Genomic DNA, 16,140 nt, shown 5'->3' on the forward strand with positions numbered 1-16,140 from the left:
AGTGATTGGATACATTTATGAGTGACGCATCTAAACCCCTGAAGGTTGGTATTGCTGGTCTGGGTACTGTTGGCGCAGGCGTTGTAAAAATTCTGCAAGGTCATGCAGGCCTTCTCACAAGGCGGGCTGGCCGTGCAATTGAGATAACAGCAGTTTCAGCGCGCGACAGAAGCCGGGATAGGGGTGTTGACCTTACGCAGTATCATTGGTGTGATAACCCGGTTGAAACAGCATCGCTTGATGATGTTGATCTTGTTGTGGAATTGATCGGTGGCAGTGATGGTCCGGCACTTACGCTCGCACGGGAAACGCTTTCAAAAGGCAAGTCTTTTGTAACGGCTAATAAAGCGCTTATCGCCGTACACGGTAAGGAGCTTGCAACTCTTGCAGAAAAAAATGGCGCTACACTAAGGTTTGAAGCAGCAGTTGCTGGCGGCATTCCTATCATTAAGGCATTGGTTGAAGGCCTTGCTGCTAATGAGGTTACCGGTTTGCACGGTATTTTAAACGGTACCTGCAATTACATTTTAACCCGTATGGAGCGTGAAGGCCTGTCTTTTGCTGAAGTGCTGGCCGATGCGCAGCGCCTTGGCTATGCTGAAGCAGACCCAACCTTTGATATTGATGGGATCGATACGGCGCATAAAACAGCTATTCTTGCAGCAATTGCCTTTGGTGTGGCCCCTGACATGGCAAACCTGCCAGTTGAAGGTATTCGGACGATAGCGCCGGTTGATATTGATTATGCCAAGGAACTTGGCTACCGCATCAAGCTTTTAGGCGTGGCCCGCAAAGATAGTGCCGGTGTTGAAACCCGTGTTTATCCTGCTATGGTACCCCTTACTGCGCCGCTGGCGGGGGTTATGAATGCTGTGAATGCTGTTGTTGTCCACGGCGACTATGTTGGAGAGACAGTTTACGAAGGCGCTGGCGCTGGTGAAGGGCCAACGGCCTCTGCTGTGGTTGCCGACATCATCGATATCGCGCGCGGCAACCTCTGCCCGGCGTTTGGTGTTAAAGTGGCAGACTTGCAAACACTGCCTGCAATACCTGCGGACAAGCATTATGGCACATTCTATGTCCGCCTTAGTGTGGAAGACAAACCAGGTGTTATGGCCGAAATAACGGCAGCCCTTGCGAAGGAGCAAGTGTCGATTAAAAGTATTTTACAGCGCGGCAAAGCTGATGATGGTGGTGTTTATATTATTCTAACAACACACCGTACAGTTGAAGCTTCTATTACAGCAGTGCTTGAGCGTTTCAACGCGCTCAAGAGTGTGTTAGAAGCCCCAGCAATGTTGCGTATTGAAGAAGTCTGATTAGAGTTTAAGGGAGCAAGCTTATGTCATCACAGGATCTGAACCGGATTCTGGTCCTCGAAGTGGTAAGGGTCACGGAAGCAGGGGCCATTGCCGCAAGTAAATTAACCGGTAGGGGTGACGAAAAAGCCGCCGATGCCGCCGCAGTTGAGGCTATGCGTAAGGCTTTTAACGAATTGCCGATAGACGGTACTGTTGTGATCGGTGAAGGCGAGCGCGACGAAGCGCCAATGCTGTATATTGGTGAAAAGGTGGGTTCAGGCAAAGGCCCAAAAGTGGATATTGCACTTGATCCGCTTGAGGGTACCACGATCTGTGCCAAAGCGATGCCAAATGCGCTTGCCGTGCTTGCTATTTCTGAGGCTGGCGGCTTACTCAATGCACCTGACGTGTATATGGACAAAATTGCAGTAGGCGGCGGCCTGCCTGACGGTGTGATTGATCTGGATAAAAGCACGGCAGACAATGTGCGTGACGTGGCGAAAGCAAAAGGCAAAAAAGTGGAAGACATGATGGTTTGCGTGCTGGATAGGCCGCGCCATGCCAAACTGATTGCTGAACTGCGCGAACTGGGCTGCGGCGTTGCACTTATTGGTGACGGCGATGTGGCAGGCGTTATTGCAACAACAGATAAATCAACCGGTATTGACCTTTATATTGGTTCTGGCGGCGCGCCTGAGGGTGTGCTTGCGGCTGCGGCACTACGCTGTATCGGCGGCCAAATGCAAGGACGCTTGTTGTTCAGAAATGACGATGAACGTGGCCGTGCTCATAAATGGGGCATTACCGACCTGAATAAAAAATATAACTTGATGGATTTGGCGTCAGGTGATGTTATTTTCGCGGCAACCGGTGTTACAGACGGCGCTATGCTGGACGGTGTGCATGTAACAGCGGAAGGCATTACAACAGACACGATTACCATGCGGTCTAAAACCAAAACCATCCGCAGGGTAAAGGCCCTTCACGGCCACCGGTAGGCCCTGTTGTGAATAGCATTGAACCAAAAGAAACAGCGGACCCTTTACTGGGGGTGCGCTGTTCTGCTTTGGGGCAGGCGTGGGAAATGCGCCCGGCTCCTGTTCGGGTGGCCGAGGCTATAGCCGAACGGCTTGGGGTTTCTTACGCGGTTGGGCAGCTTATGGCCGGGCGCGGTGTTTCTATCGATGACGCTGAAACATTCTATAACCCGTCCCTTAAAGATAGCATGCCTGACCCAAGAACCCTTAAGGATATGGATAAGGCGACAGCCAGAATTATCCGTGCACTTCAGTCTGGGGAAGAAATTGCCATTTACGGTGACTATGATGTCGACGGCGCTACCTCAAGCGCGGTGCTGTACCGGTATCTAACGGCTGTTGGCGCCAAAGTGCGCATTTATATTCCGGATCGAATGATCGAGGGCTACGGCCCAAATGCACCAGCTATGGAAGGGCTTAGGAAAGCCGGGGTTGACCTCGTTATAACGGTTGATTGTGGTATTCTCTCGTTTGCTCCTCTTGAGGCCGCAAAGGCTGTAGGGCTGGATGTTATTGTGGTTGATCACCATAAAGCAGAGGCTGAACTACCCGTGGCTGCGGCTGTTGTGAACCCAAACCGGCTGGATGATGACAGCGGTGTGGGATACCTCGCTGCGGTTGGTGTAGCTTTTCTGCTGGCTGTAGATATTAACCGCACCTTGCGCGAGGCTGGCTGGTTTGGACAAGACCGAAAAGAACCCGCTCTCTTAAACCTGCTTGACGTCGTAGCACTTGGCACAGTTGCCGATGTTGTACCACTTGTGGGCCTTAATCGGGCGCTCGTTACCCAAGGTCTAAAGGTAATGGCTTTGCGGCGTAATGTGGGCCTTACCTCTTTAAGCGATGTGGGGCGTATTAACGAAGCGCCCAATACATACCATGCGGGCTTTATATTGGGGCCGCGCGTGAATGCTGGCGGCCGTGTGGGAGAATCAGGCCTTGGGGCGGAACTTTTAACAACGGATGACCCTATAAAGGCGCGCCAGATTGCAGACAGGCTTGATAAATATAATGAAGAACGCCGTTATATTGAGGCAGAGGTGCTGGAAGCTGCCACAAGCCAGCTTGATGCCCGTTACGGCCCTGATGGCCACCCAGCGACGATTACAGTCGCTTGCGGAGAGGGTTGGCATGCCGGTGTGATTGGTATTGTCGCAAGCAGGCTAAAAGACAAGTACGGCGTACCATCACTTGTGCTTGCACTTGAAAACGGCGAAGCAAAAGGTTCTGGTCGCTCTGTCTCTGGGGTAGATTTTGGCGCAGCTGTAATAGAAGCAGTACAAAAGGGTCTGCTTTTAAAAGGTGGTGGCCATGCGATGGCGGCAGGCCTCAGTGTTGCAGAAGATAAAATTGATGCGCTCACAGCTTTTCTGGAGGTATTTTTAGAAAAGCAGGTCGCCCGCGCATCTGAAAACCGGTCGCTGAAAATCGATGCGGTGATTGCGCTGTCTGGTGCTACGCCAGAACTTATTGATGAAATAGAGCAGGTTGGCCCGTTTGGGGCAGGTAACCCTGCGCCCCGGTTTGTTATCCCTGAGGTTGATTTATTGAAGGCTGACCTCGTTGGAGAGAATCATCTGCGCTGTATTTTTAAGTCAAAAGACGGAAAATCAATAAAGGCTATGGCTTTCAGGCAAGCAAATGAACCTTTTGGTCAGTTGCTACGGACAGCAACAGGCAGGCGCTTCCACATTGCAGGAAAGCTGAAAAAAGACACATGGGGCGGCACCCCAAAGGTGGAAATGATGCTGGATGATGCCGCGCTAATTGGCCCTGTATAAGAAAAATGTAAAAAGATGTTGACCGAAACGAGGCAGGTGGGTATCTAGGCCCCCGGTCAACAGAGAGATGGTCCCTTCGTCTAGTGGCCTAGGACGCTGCCCTTTCACGGCGGAAACACGGGTTCGAGTCCCGTAGGGATCACCATTCTCTCTGTACCATTCAAGTTTTGGATGGTCCCTTCGTCTAGTGGCCTAGGACGCTGCCCTTTCACGGCGGAAACACGGGTTCGAGTCCCGTAGGGATCACCATACTTTCTTTTGATGCTATATCATACCAATACTGTATCATACCAACGTGAGCTTGGCATCAAGCCCAACGGTTGCTGCACTTTCCTCTCTTTCATCAACCGGCTGATTGAGAAGTTTGACGATAAAAGTACTGCCTTCGCCTACCGTTGAGAAAACAGTAATGTTACCACCGTGTTTTTTAGCGATCGACAGGCAAATAGCAAGGCCCAGGCCATTGCCTTCTGTTGAGATGGTTGGTTCTTCCACCCGGTGAAACAGGTCAAATATTTTAGTGAGTTCTCGTTCAGGTATACCAACACCTGTATCCTTCACTGAAACACTGACACCATCAGGTATTTCAGACAAAGAAACACAGACACTGCCTTTATTCGTGTATTTAACAGCATTTGAGACAATGTTTGATATCAGGCTGTGGCATAGAATTTTATCACCTTGGTAAAGGGTTGGTTGTAATTCTTCTGTGATGATACGAATGTTTTTTTGCCGTGCCAGAATCTGTGCTTCATCGACAACATTGTTGATCATCTCATCTATTTCAAAGGATGATGCAACAAGTGCATCGGCTTCACTGCCCATTTGGTACACAGCAACAAGGCGGTTGATATAATTGCGCATCATACTGCCTGACTTGTGAATAAGCCCAATATATTCAAGGTTTTTACCGTTTAGCTTATCTCCAAATATTTTAGTCATAACAGTTTCACTGAAACCGAGAATTGCGTTAAGCGGCGTTTTGAAGTCATGGCTGATCGAGGCTAAAAACTCTTCCCGCATTTTCATGGTGGAACGTATTTCGGCTTGAATTTTCTTTTCGTTTTCAATGGCAATATTAAGTTGTAGGGTACGTTCAATCACGCGCTGTTCTAGCGTTTTGGTAAGTGTTTTTAGGTCTTCTTCAACTTTTTTGCGGTGTTCAGCCTCAGTGGTAAGGTCGTTAGTAACCTTCATCAACTGGTTAACTGATGGAATCTTGTTTGCTTGTGTGTGTTTAATGGCAAGTACAACGGCAGTGGTAACCGATATGAGAGCGCAAATAACCTTTGCTAGACCAGAAATGCCGTAAATTGGATAATACAATGTGATTAGGTTAAAAACATGGGTGATACCGCATGAAACGATGAAACCACAGAATAGATATGCCCATATAGCAGGGATAATATCAGGGTTTATTTTTCGAATTTTATAAAGAAAAGCAGGAATGGCAAAGTAGGATATGCTGATAAGTATATCTGATACTACATGCATAAAAATCAGGTCTTGTCGCCAAATCAGGCAATACCCATGCGGGGTTAGTCCCGAATCCCCAAATAACCAATCAATCATAACATTCACAGTTCATCACCTTTTAAAGAACGAATGATATGGGGGAACTTATTAAAAAATCATTGCGTTTATGACGAAACATGAGCGATTTTATCATATTTATGATGCGGCATGCATGTTTACCCTTTTTTTAAGCTTTTTATATAGGTACCTTAATTTAGATTAGAGTCTTTAGCGGGATCTGTTGTGCGAATTATAACATTAGTAGCTTTTGCCTGTATTTTGACAACGTCAGTATTGCGTGCTCAATCGACCCCGGAAAAGCTGTTTGACCAAGGGAAGCTGCTGGCAACGGGCGGCGTGAGCCAGATTGAGGGCGCGGGTGGTGCTGGCCTTAGCACATGGGCACTGATCTCTGGGTATGGATCTGAGCGCGGTGTAGGGGTGAATGTCCATCACACATTCGTTAAGCTTGATGATTTTACCTTCAATAGTACAGGTGTGGCTATTGGCCTTTATGACCGGGTTGAGGTGTCTCTTGCTCGTCAATGGTTTGATACGGACGATGCTGGTGCGCGGCTTGGGCTAGGTGAAGATTTTACTTTTTCCCAAGATATTGTGGGCCTTAAGGTACGCCTGTTTGGTGATGCGCTTTATACGCAAGATAGCTGGTTACCACAGGTGGCTGTTGGTGTGCAGTATAAGAACGCCAGCAAGGCCCCAATTTTGACAGCAGTGGGGGCCCAGCGTGATGATGATTTTGATTTTTACCTAACCGCCACAAAAGCAATTTTGAGCAAAAGCTTGATTGCAAGCGGAGCCGTGCGCTTTACTAGGGCAAACCAGTTTGGTTTGCTTGGATTTGGCGGCGTTGGGGCTGATAGTTATAAGCCTCAGTTTGAAGGTTCGCTAGTTTATATGTTGCAGCATAATTTAGTGCTGGGGGCGGATTATAGAACCAAACCCGATAACCTTGCTTTTGCCGAAGAAGGCGACAGCAAAGCGGTTTATTTGGCATGGTTCCCAAATAAGTTTTTCTCTGTAACAGTGGCAGCAGTTGATTTAGGACCTATTGCGCTGCAAGGTAGACAACAAGGCATGTATGTTTCACTTCAGACAGGTTTTTAGGTAATGAAAGTTCCGTCGCTTGTTTCAGCAGTTTTTGTTATGGCCAGCGTTTCTTTGCCCGCAAGTGCAGGAACACTTTTTGATGACTTGGGCGGCATGGAAAAAATACAAAATGTTGCCAGCCGTACGCTCGACCTTGCTTTGAAAGATGAGTTAACCCGCGAAAATTTTCGCTTTGCCAATATGAAAAACATTAAGGAGAAGCTGTCGCTGATGCTATGCGAAGTTGCTGATGGTCCCTGTGTTTATGATGGGGCTCCGATGAAAGAACTTCACGACCCAATGGATATAACAACTAGTCAGTTTAATGCAGTGGTAGAATCACTGCAGCAAGCCATGCGGGAAGAAAAAATACCATTCAGTGTGCAGAACCGGTTGATTGCTCGTCTTGCGCCCTTGCATAGTGATATAGTCACTGTAAGATAAATTATATAAATTGCCTGAATGTTAATAAACAGGTTACTCCTTTAAGCTATACTTGTTGTGTCGAATTGAGGTCATATTCGTGCCAGAGTTTGCATGAATATGTTGGGGGCACGAAGTGTGGGCGGGCCCTGATATGAAAAACTATTGTGTTATTAAAACTATTATTTCCCTTTTTCTTGTGGGGTTTGCTCTGCCTTTAAAGGCTAGTGAAACACGCGATGTACGTGTTCTTTCCTATAATATTAATGGATTGCCAGCGCCGCTTCAAACGGGCAGGGAGCCCTATTTTGAGCGGATTGCTGAACTGCTGCGCGAGCGTCGGCGCGCAGGTACTCAACCCGACATAGTGCTTATTCAGGAAGCTTTTGATAACCATACCCGTGTTATAGCGGAAAAAACAGGCTACCCTTACGTACTGCGCGGCCCTGACCGGCGCGATACCAGCAAGCGCGGTGACGTGCACTGGGCTATGAAAGCGCGTAAAACCTATTCAAGCTTTACCGACCCACAAAAGTTTATGGGCAGCGGATTGCTTATTTTAAGTGACTTTCCGATTATAGAGGCGCGGCATAAGGCTTTTAATTCTGATGAATGTGCCGGTATTGACTGCCTTTCAAACAAGGCTATTTTGCTGGCACGGGTTCAGGTGCCCGGTATGGCAACCCCTCTTGATATTATTACCACTCACTTTAATTCCTTGAATTCTGCCAAGGCACCATCAAGAATCGCCTTTAAGGCACACAAAAAACAAACGGATGTATTTGAATGGTTTTTAGGGCAAGTGAATAGCGGTAACCCGATCATTATTGGAGGTGACTTTAATACGAAAGCCAGAAAGCGCTATGACTATTTTCAAGCAACGGTTGAGCTTGATGATGTGGCGGAGGTTTGCCTGCAGGAAGTGCAGGATTGTAGGCTTCATACTGGCGTTACGCCAGCGTCTGTATGGCATGATACAAACGACAAGCAGTTTTACCGGGGCAGCAAGACTGTAACGATTTTCCCGCTGAGTATTGACCGGCCATTTGATGAAAAACTTCAGGGTAAACCGCTTTCCGATCACACTGGCTATGAAGTGATATACAGGCTTTCGCAGACAGAGAAACATGTTGCCGTTAAAGGAATGAAGTGATGCTGCCGCGTTTCCATTCAGTTCTATGGGCAATGCTGGTTTCAACTGTTTTTCTACTGCCGGTTTATGCAAATGATGATGTCGACCTCAGTTTTTCAGGCAAGCCTATCTATATAGAATCAGAAGAAGTGGAGGGGTACCGCAAGCGCGATAACTGGAATGGCCGTTTAGGCTTTGGTGTTTCTTATGCGCCAGACTTTCTAGGAGCAGATAATCACTCTGTTTATTCTGCTTTTGATTTTAAAGCGAGCTTTCGGGACCGTATATTCATTGAAAATAGCAGGTTCGGGGCTGTCCTTTTAAAAGAAAGGTTTTTGAAGGCGGGCGTTCTTGGCCGGGTGAAAAGTGGTCGCAATGAAGACCTGTCAGAAACGGACCTTGCTGGTTTACCTAAAATTAAAAAGGCCTTTGAAGTTGGGGCTTTTGCGGGCACATCATTGTATAAGCTGTTTCTGACCGGCGAATTATACATGGATGTAAGCAATGTCAACAGGGGCGCTGCTATTGATCTGGAAGCAGGCTATACCTTTGAAATGAATTCGAAGTTTTCCATTACCCCTATAATTGGTACAGGGTGGGGGTCAGCTAACTATGTTAAAACCTATTTTGGTGCACCAGATGAATTGATGGCACAGTATGAAGCCTATGAAGCTAAAAGTGGTTTCTTTCAATATTTTCTGGAAACTGCCCTAGAGTATAGGCTTGGCAAACGCTGGCTTGTGAAAGGCAGCCTGCGCTATGCCAGACTTTCTGGCCCGGCTGTTGGCAGCCCGGTTTTGGAAAGCAGGGAAGGGTCTAAAAATCAGGCATCAGGTTTTATGGCGCTTGTCTGGCTGTTCTAAAGTATTAGTCAATCAGCTTTTAACACCGAGCCGGTCAATATAATCATGTCCCGGGATACTGAGGTTATCTGTTTCTGCACGGTTATAGCGTTCGAGTAACTCGGTTTGTGTCATGTAGCCAGCGCCGTCACGAATATCCGCTTCAATCGCCGCTTTCAAACCAAACGAATTATGAGTTTTGAGAGCTTGCATAATTTCTATATGCCGGTCTTTGATATAATGTGTTTCAAAGTTTGCAAGCGCAAGCCTGTGCAAAGGGCCAAGTTGAAGCCAGATTTGCTCAATCATAGGAATACAGGCGGGGAAGGGGTGTGCAGAATAAAGGCATTTATGAAATGCTAGATTGTTCAGGATAATGCCTTCAGGGTCTGGGGCTTCAAACGCGTGGTTTTGCTCATCGTTCAAGGCCTTTAGTTCATCAAGTTTTTTATCATTAACATAGGGCAAGGCACGTTCTGCGGCATGACATTCCAGCAGAATACGCATTTCTATCAGTTCAACAAGTTTTGCCGGTACAATATCAGGCACCATAATACGCCGGTTTGCTTTTAGCAGGAGTGCGCCCTCAGACGTTAAGCGACGAAGTGCCTCTCTAACCGGCATCGAGCTAACATCAAGCATGTCAGCAATGCCGCGAATGGTCAGGGCAAGACCGGGTTGAACCTGCCCTGACATAACAGCAAAACGAAGCGCCCGATAAACCCATTCCTGAGCTGTTTCATCTTCGGTGCGCGAAAGCTTGTCAAACCGTATTGCTGTTTTTTTCATTCTCTGTCCTACGCGAGCAACGCAAACCCGATAAGGGAAATCGTTGCTGCAATCAAAGCGTATGGTAGCTGGGTTAACGCATGCTGCAAGGCGGTACAACCACTGCTCTGTGCTGTCAATACTGTTGCATCTGCATAGAGACAGGCATGTGAACCAAATGTGCTTGCGGAAAGGGCTGCACCCACCACCAAGGCAATATTAGAGTCTGTTGCGGCGGTTAGTTCAGCGATTACAGGCATGGCAATAACAAACATACCCCAGCTAGACCCGGTCGCAAAAGCAATAACACCCATAACAGCAAAGATAATGAAGGGTAGTGTATTTGCTGACATAAAGGGTCGTGTAGCTTCCAGAATATAGGTCGTGAAGCCCAGCTGGTCGTTAATGTCTTTAAGGACATACGCTGCAAAAATGATGGCAAGCGCTTCTAGCATGCTTTTAAAACCCTCAACCGCCGTATGTAATGTGTCATGGTGGTCAAGTAATCGAGTGGCAATAATAATGATAATAGTAAGGGCAAGCGTCATATAAATTGCTGGCAGGAAGTCCATGTCATACCAGACAGTGAAACCGACAAGCGCTATCATGGGGACAACAAACAAAGATGTGTAACGCTTGATATCCGGCTTTTCGACAACAAACTCGTTTGCAGCTTCAACGTGCTCTGCGCCTGGCGGAATACACTGGCCAGAGGCAGCCCGAAGTTCAGCTTTTTTCATAGGGCCAAAGAGCGGAATTTTACCATAAATAACCAGAGGCACCATAATTACGGCGATCCACGGATAGAGCATATAAGGAATGCCGCTAACATAGGTCATCCAGCCCTCACCGTCAGCAGCAAGGCCTGCATCTTCAAGCTGTTTTGAAAAGAAAAACCCCCATGTTGAAAGCGGGATAAGCACACTCACCGGTGCAGCTGTAGAATCGATAACATAAGCCAGCATCTCGCGGGAGATTTTATATTTATCTGCGAGCTTTCGCATGGCTGCACCAAGCGTGATGGAGTTAAGATAGTCATCAACAAACAGTGCAATGCCCAAAAACCATGTAGCGAGCAAGGTGCTGGATTTTGATTGTGCCCGCTTGGCTAGTAGTTCAGTAAAACTTGCCAAGCTGCCCGTTCTGATAAATAGCCCGATAAGGCTACCCATTGCGCCGCATACCAGAATAACCCATACAAGGTCATCATCTTGCAGAACGCGCATTGTGGTTGCTGCGGTTACGGTTACGAAGTCACTGCCATTAAGAATGATTATGCCAACGATTGCCCCAAGCAGCAGAGCTTCAATTGGGCGACGCAGGGTAACAGCCAGTACTAGAACAAGTACTGTTGGTAACAGGGTTATCAGCCCCTGATGAGCAACAACAGCATCAACAGCTTCCACGTTTTTTCTCCCTAAAAGTTAAAGGCGCAGCCACCAGCCACGCCTTTTAGTTTTTATAATTGAACCTGAAGTGTCTTCAAGTGTGTATATTTGTCAGTAGTGCACTTTCGGGCAGCGGCTATGCGACCTGAAACATATTTTATTGCAGGCCATACAGCACCAGTAACAGCCTTTGCAGCGCTGTTACTGGGGGGGATTATGTATATGGCATGCAGCATGGTCATAAAGCCTACATATACCCTACTTCTTTGGCGGTTAGGTCAAGTGCATAACGTGCTTTTGTAACCAACTCGTCAATTTGTTCCTTAGTAATAATAAGCGGAGGTGACAGAACCATTGAATCGCCCACAGCTCGCATCACAAGGCCGTTGTTAAAGCAGTTTTCGCGGCAGCGATATCCAATATCAACTTCGGAATCAAAGGCTTTACGTGTTTCTTTGTCAGCAACCATTTGCAAACCACCCAGAAAACCAAGACCACGCACTTGCCCAATCAGCGGGTGGTCTTCTAGCGTCCTGATCTGGCTTTGGAAATAATCAATGCGATCTTGAGCGGCATCGCCCACAAGACCGTCACGTTCCATTATTTCAATGTTTTTAAGGGCAACTGCTGCTGCAACAGGGTGTCCTGCATAGGTAAAGCCGTGTGCCATTTCCTCATCATTACTCGCAATAGCATCGGCAATATCGCCGCCAAGAGCAACGGCAGATATTGGTTGGTAACCAGATGACATGCCTTTGGCCATTGTCATAATGTCAGGCTGAAAACCATAATATTCAGACCCAAACCATTTGCCTGTGCGACCCCAGCCACAAATTACTTCATCGGCCCAAAGCAATATGCCGTATTTACGGCAAAGGGCTTCAATTTTGGCCCAATATCCTTTTGGAGGAGGCATCATGCCGCCAGCACCCATAACTGGTTCGCCGAGGAAGACAGCAACATTTTCGGGGCCAAGTTCAAGGAACTTATCCTCTACAGCTTTCACGCAGACATCCGTGAATTCTTCTTCACTTAGGCCTTGGCCGTTTGCATACCAGTGCGGTGTAGGCCCAACATGATGAATGCCCTCTAAAGGCAGGTCAAACTGAGGGTGCATACCGGACAAGCCAGAAAGGGAAGCTGCAACGGTCGTAGAGCCATGATAGGCACCAACACGTGCCACAAAATGTTTGCGCTTTGGCTGTCCTTTCATGTTCCAATAGTATTTCACCAGTTTATAGGCTGTATCAACAGCTTCAGAGCCTGAGCATGCAAAATGGACCTGAGAAATATCGCCCGGTGTTTTTTCGGCGATTTTTGCGGCCAGTTCCGTTGCATAGGGTGTGGATGTCATGAAGAACAGGTTATAATACGATAGCTCGCGCATGGCTGTTGCTGCAGCTTCCACGAGTTCTTCGTTCCCGTATCCTAATTGTGCACACCAGAGGCCGGCCATCCCGTCCAGCATTTGTTTGCCTTCAGAGTCTGTTATATAGATACCTTTAGCCCCCGTGATCATGCGCACGCCTTTTTTGCGTAGCTGACCATGGTTGGTGAAAGGGTGAAGATGATGCTCAGCGTCCTGGCTTTGCCAGAATTTTGTGCGGTTTGAAGTTGTCGTTGTCATGTTTTACACCGTTAACAGAAGATATTTTGTTTCCCAAGGGCTCAGGACTGAAGAATAGCTATCAAATTCCATTTCCTTGGCGTCCAAGTATGTTTCGACAAAGCCTTCACCGAGAACCTCTTTGAGAGGGTCGCATTTACGCATATTTTTAAGACCGTCCAAATAATGGCGCGGTAAAGCTCTGCTGCTTGCCTCATATGCGGAACCTTTGAACTCAGGAGATGCTTTCAGCTTTTCTTTCATGCCGAGATAGCCACAAGCAAGAGAGGTTGCAATCGCAAGGTAGGGGTTCACATCAGAACCTGCTACACGATTTTCAATGCGCCGCGCAGCTGGCGGACCGCTTGGTACCCGAAGCCCAACAGAGCGGTTCTCATAGCCCCAATGTGTATTGGTAGGGGACGAAAGCCCGCTGGAAAAGCGTCTGTAACTGTTCACAAATGGCGCAATAAGGGGCATTGCCTGTGGCAGGTATTTTTGAATGCCTGCTATATGAGACAAAAATAGTGGCGTGCTTTCACCCGATTTATCGGCAAAAATATTCTCACCGTTTTTCAGGGAAACAACGGATTGGTGAATGTGCATGGCACTGCCAAAACTATCAGGGTATGGACTTGCCATAAAGCTCGCGAACATATTATGGCGAAGGGCTACCTGCCGCAAAATACGTTTGAACAGGAATGCCTGATCAGCAACGCCTTGAGCTGGGCCGTGCTCAACGTTAAACTCAAACTGCCCTGGGCCAGCCTCGTGAATAAGCGTATCAACGTTAATGCGCTGCGCTTCGCAGGCGTCATAAACATCGTCAAAATACGGGGCAAATTCATCCAGACTATCCACTGAGTAGGGTGCAGAACCTGAATCGCGGCGACCAGAAGTGCCAACGGGCGCTTGTGGCGGCGCTTCCACATCATCCTGTCTTTCAAGAAGATAAAACTCAAACTCAGGGGCAACAATAGGCTGCCAGCCTTCATTTTCGTAAAGTTTCAAGACACGCTTTAAAACATTTCGGCTATCAAACTCAACCGGCTCGCCGTTTTCTAGGAACGTGTTGCATATAACCGTCGCTGTAGGTTCGGAGTGCCACGGTGTCATACAAATTGTGTCCAGATCAGGCATTAATATAACGTCCCGCTCTGTTTCACTCATATGATCATTTGTGGCGTAGTCTCCCGTGATAGTCAGCCCAAAGACTGATTCTGGAAACCGCAGGGCTTTTGCCGTAAGGCCATCGATGAATTTACCGCGTGGCATGGATTTACCACGTGCAATTCCTGCAAAATCAGGGATCATGCATTCGATATCATCAATATTTTCAGACCTTAACCAATTGTCCAGCTCTTCGATGCGTTTGGCATCATACATGGAACACCATTCAGCTGCCATTGCTGGCACACTGTCCTTTTCTAGTTTGTTTTACTAAGGTTGTACGCGCGCGCGGCATCACCGAACGCATTAAAAATCTTTACTGATTGAGGGTTTTCCCATGCCCGCCATTCCGGGTGCCACTGTACTGCAAGTGCAAAAGCTTTGGCATCTTTTACAGAAACAGCCTCAATCGTTGTATCGTCTGCTAGGGCCTCTATTTTCAGAGTATCCGCCAGTTTGTTAATTCCTTGCCCGTGTACAGTGTTCACCATAAAAACGTCATCACCAACAATTTTATGCAGTAGGCCACCTTTTGTGACAGTAACAGCATGTGCCGGGCCGTATTGAACCTCAATAGGGGCCTTTTTATCTTCGCGGTGGTCTATCCGGCCTTCTATATCATGGAGGCGTGGGTAAAGCGTTCCGCCTAAAGCGACATTAAGCTCTTGTAAGCCCCGACAGATTCCCAGCATTGGAATACCTGCTTTTAAAATAGCAGGCAGGGCAGACAGGGTGTTCATGTCACGGGCAGGGTCTTGGTGCTCCCCTTCTGGGGCGGGGGCGGCTCCGTAATGATGGCGTTCAATATTGCTATATCCACCTGTGAAAAGCATACCATCAGCAAACGCCATAATTTCAGCAACAGCAACAGGGCTTTCGCTTAGAGCAGGAACAAGAACGGGCGTAACATCACTGCACTTTCTAAGCGCTTGCACATATTTATCGCCAACCTGATGGTATATGTGAGGCCCTGACTGAGTGGTATCACATATAACAGCGATAACCGGCTTCATAATGCGTGCTCACTTTCTTGTTTGTGTTCTTCTTCAAGATGTTCCGCCTCTATTTCTTCGGACCATTTGAAAATGTTCATTTCAATAAGGAAGAAAGCCACGATCCAGAGAAATGCATCCCAAAAGTCCATAAAGTTGCCTTCAAATCCCCAATAAACGCATACAATGATCAATGTAGAATATAGCAGGAATTTGCATACTACATTAACCCGGTAAAGCCTGCCATGCTCCATGCCGCGCAGTTGAATGAACATGTCTATCCATAGAAACAGGACAATAAGAATCCATGCCCCGGCATTTATCACCTCGGCAGTTGCAAGCCACTCAAGCTGCATGTGTGTATCCGCTGTGGTTATCATGCTTGCAGCAGGATTGGCATAGAGGGTGCCTGTCAGTTCCATGCAATTTGCAGCGGTTAAGGCAATATATTCATCCAGATCAATGGCATATGATAAATATTGACCTACGGCAGCGCAGCCATCTGTAATAGAAAGTGGCTCAAACCCCATAGTGAGGTTAAATTTTTTCACGTACCCTAAAAAGGCTAAAACGATGAAAAGATAACAGATACCCGCAATGGCGTTTAAAACCCATTTCCAGCCTTTTTCGAGTTTTTCATCACTTAAAACGCTGGTCTCAAATTCAAAAGCTATTAAGAGAATAAGCCATGCAAAAGTATCAAGTGCTTGCGCAAAAACATCCCCCACTTGCTGCCAGCCAAAGCCTTCTCTAAATGTGTAAGCGGAAGCAATGTAATCTTCACGCAACCAATAGAATACATTCAGGAAGATCATGAAATATATCAGGTACTTAAACCACTGAAACAGCTTTTCGCGTGTGCTGTTATCTACTGTCACGAAGTTCGGCATAAATAGATTCCATTTAATTCGATATGGTATTTGGTCTAATACTGTCGCTTATTATATTCATGAGGCGGTTAATTTCTCTTAAAAAAGCTTAGACAGTGCTTTAAAATACAGCACATTTTTTCTAAAAGTGATCACAAAAATGATAAAACGTCAAGGGCGTTAATATTGTTACTAAATTGTTTGCCTCT

14 protein-coding genes and 2 tRNA genes are annotated in these 16,140 nt (G+C 47.2%); 9 read left to right on the forward strand and 7 right to left on the reverse strand.

What is annotated here, in order from left to right; all coding sequences use genetic code 11:
• Positions 1-17 precede the first annotated feature (17 nt).
• From ICL80_RS09495 to ICL80_RS09515, 5 genes are all read left to right on the forward strand, one after another.
• Complete coding sequence (locus tag ICL80_RS09495; RefSeq protein WP_194211710.1) at positions 18-1,319, forward strand: homoserine dehydrogenase; 1,302 nt, start codon at positions 18-20, stop codon at positions 1,317-1,319.
• 23 nt (positions 1,320-1,342) lie between these two features.
• A complete protein-coding gene (gene glpX, locus ICL80_RS09500; protein ID WP_194211712.1) occupies positions 1,343-2,299 on the forward strand; it encodes a class II fructose-bisphosphatase in 957 nt (318 codons plus the stop codon).
• Between the two features lie 8 nt (positions 2,300-2,307).
• Positions 2,308-4,119 carry a single-stranded-DNA-specific exonuclease RecJ gene (gene recJ / locus ICL80_RS09505; protein WP_228073392.1) on the forward strand — a complete coding sequence of 604 codons (1,812 nt, stop codon included), beginning with the start codon at positions 2,308-2,310 and terminating at the stop codon, positions 4,117-4,119.
• A gap of 69 nt (positions 4,120-4,188) precedes the next feature.
• Positions 4,189-4,264 (forward strand) — tRNA-Glu (locus ICL80_RS09510).
• A gap of 28 nt (positions 4,265-4,292) precedes the next feature.
• Positions 4,293-4,368: transfer RNA gene (locus ICL80_RS09515), tRNA-Glu, on the forward strand.
• A gap of 36 nt (positions 4,369-4,404) precedes the next feature.
• Here the strand turns inward: ICL80_RS09515 and ICL80_RS09520 are convergent.
• A complete protein-coding gene (locus tag ICL80_RS09520) occupies positions 4,405-5,691 on the reverse strand; it encodes a sensor histidine kinase (RefSeq protein WP_228073879.1) in 1,287 nt (428 codons plus the stop codon).
• 186 nt (positions 5,692-5,877) lie between these two features.
• Here ICL80_RS09520 and ICL80_RS09525 point away from each other — a divergent pair, with 186 nt between their 5' ends.
• From ICL80_RS09525 to ICL80_RS09540, 4 genes are all read left to right on the forward strand, one after another.
• Positions 5,878-6,759, forward strand: coding sequence for a DUF3034 family protein (locus ICL80_RS09525; protein ID WP_228073393.1), 882 nt, complete (start codon positions 5,878-5,880; stop codon positions 6,757-6,759).
• A gap of 3 nt (positions 6,760-6,762) precedes the next feature.
• Positions 6,763-7,185 (forward strand): group I truncated hemoglobin, encoded by a 423-nt coding sequence (locus ICL80_RS09530; protein WP_194211716.1) that lies wholly within the window; start codon positions 6,763-6,765, stop codon positions 7,183-7,185.
• 133 nt (positions 7,186-7,318) lie between these two features.
• Positions 7,319-8,317, forward strand: coding sequence for an endonuclease/exonuclease/phosphatase family protein (locus ICL80_RS09535; protein ID WP_194211718.1), 999 nt, complete (start codon positions 7,319-7,321; stop codon positions 8,315-8,317).
• Entirely contained in the window at positions 8,317-9,159 is an 843-nt protein-coding gene (locus ICL80_RS09540) for a MipA/OmpV family protein (protein WP_194211720.1), read from the forward strand. The genes ICL80_RS09535 and ICL80_RS09540 overlap by 1 nt, the downstream gene beginning before the upstream one ends.
• Before the next feature lie 12 nt (positions 9,160-9,171).
• Here the strand turns inward: ICL80_RS09540 and ICL80_RS09545 are convergent, their stop codons facing one another.
• From ICL80_RS09545 to ICL80_RS09570, 6 genes are all read right to left on the reverse strand, one after another.
• Positions 9,172-9,927, reverse strand: a complete 756-nt coding sequence (locus ICL80_RS09545) for a GntR family transcriptional regulator (RefSeq protein WP_194211722.1) — start codon at positions 9,925-9,927, stop codon at positions 9,172-9,174.
• 8 nt (positions 9,928-9,935) lie between these two features.
• Positions 9,936-11,312 carry a Na+/H+ antiporter NhaC family protein gene (locus ICL80_RS09550; RefSeq protein ID WP_194211724.1) on the reverse strand — a complete coding sequence of 459 codons (1,377 nt, stop codon included), beginning with the start codon at positions 11,310-11,312 and terminating at the stop codon, positions 9,936-9,938.
• 229 nt (positions 11,313-11,541) lie between these two features.
• Entirely contained in the window at positions 11,542-12,921 is a 1,380-nt protein-coding gene (locus tag ICL80_RS09555) for an aminotransferase (protein ID WP_194211726.1), read from the reverse strand.
• Between the two features lie 3 nt (positions 12,922-12,924).
• Positions 12,925-14,307 carry a glutamine synthetase family protein gene (locus ICL80_RS09560; RefSeq protein ID WP_228073394.1) on the reverse strand — a complete coding sequence of 461 codons (1,383 nt, stop codon included), beginning with the start codon at positions 14,305-14,307 and terminating at the stop codon, positions 12,925-12,927.
• 20 nt (positions 14,308-14,327) lie between these two features.
• Positions 14,328-15,083 carry a gamma-glutamyl-gamma-aminobutyrate hydrolase family protein gene (locus ICL80_RS09565; RefSeq protein ID WP_194211728.1) on the reverse strand — a complete coding sequence of 252 codons (756 nt, stop codon included), beginning with the start codon at positions 15,081-15,083 and terminating at the stop codon, positions 14,328-14,330.
• Entirely contained in the window at positions 15,080-15,952 is an 873-nt protein-coding gene (locus ICL80_RS09570; protein ID WP_194211730.1) for a hypothetical protein, read from the reverse strand. Before ICL80_RS09570 ends, ICL80_RS09565 begins: the two co-directional genes overlap by 4 nt.
• Positions 15,953-16,140: the final 188 nt, after the last annotated feature.

This window comes from Kordiimonas pumila, assembly GCF_015240255.1.
Taxonomy (GTDB): Bacteria; Pseudomonadota; Alphaproteobacteria; order Sphingomonadales; family Kordiimonadaceae; genus Kordiimonas; species Kordiimonas pumila.

Bases quoted from the DNA above. Each gene is read 5' to 3' on its own strand.
- ICL80_RS09565 (WP_194211728.1), bottom strand. From the start codon at position 15,083: ATGAAGCCGGTTATCGCTGTTATATGTGATACCACTCAGTCAGGGCCT.
- ICL80_RS09520 (WP_228073879.1), bottom strand. From the start codon at position 5,691: ATGATTGATTGGTTATTTGGGGATTCGGGACTAACCCCGCATGGGTAT.
- ICL80_RS09570 (WP_194211730.1), bottom strand. From the start codon at position 15,952: ATGCCGAACTTCGTGACAGTAGATAACAGCACACGCGAAAAGCTGTTT.
- glpX (WP_194211712.1), top strand. From the start codon at position 1,343: ATGTCATCACAGGATCTGAACCGGATTCTGGTCCTCGAAGTGGTAAGG.
- ICL80_RS09545 (WP_194211722.1), bottom strand. From the start codon at position 9,927: ATGAAAAAAACAGCAATACGGTTTGACAAGCTTTCGCGCACCGAAGAT.
- ICL80_RS09555 (WP_194211726.1), bottom strand. From the start codon at position 12,921: ATGACAACGACAACTTCAAACCGCACAAAATTCTGGCAAAGCCAGGAC.
- ICL80_RS09495 (WP_194211710.1), top strand. From the start codon at position 18: ATGAGTGACGCATCTAAACCCCTGAAGGTTGGTATTGCTGGTCTGGGT.
- ICL80_RS09530 (WP_194211716.1), top strand. From the start codon at position 6,763: ATGAAAGTTCCGTCGCTTGTTTCAGCAGTTTTTGTTATGGCCAGCGTT.
- ICL80_RS09540 (WP_194211720.1), top strand. From the start codon at position 8,317: ATGCTGCCGCGTTTCCATTCAGTTCTATGGGCAATGCTGGTTTCAACT.
- ICL80_RS09560 (WP_228073394.1), bottom strand. From the start codon at position 14,307: ATGGCAGCTGAATGGTGTTCCATGTATGATGCCAAACGCATCGAAGAG.
- ICL80_RS09535 (WP_194211718.1), top strand. From the start codon at position 7,319: ATGAAAAACTATTGTGTTATTAAAACTATTATTTCCCTTTTTCTTGTG.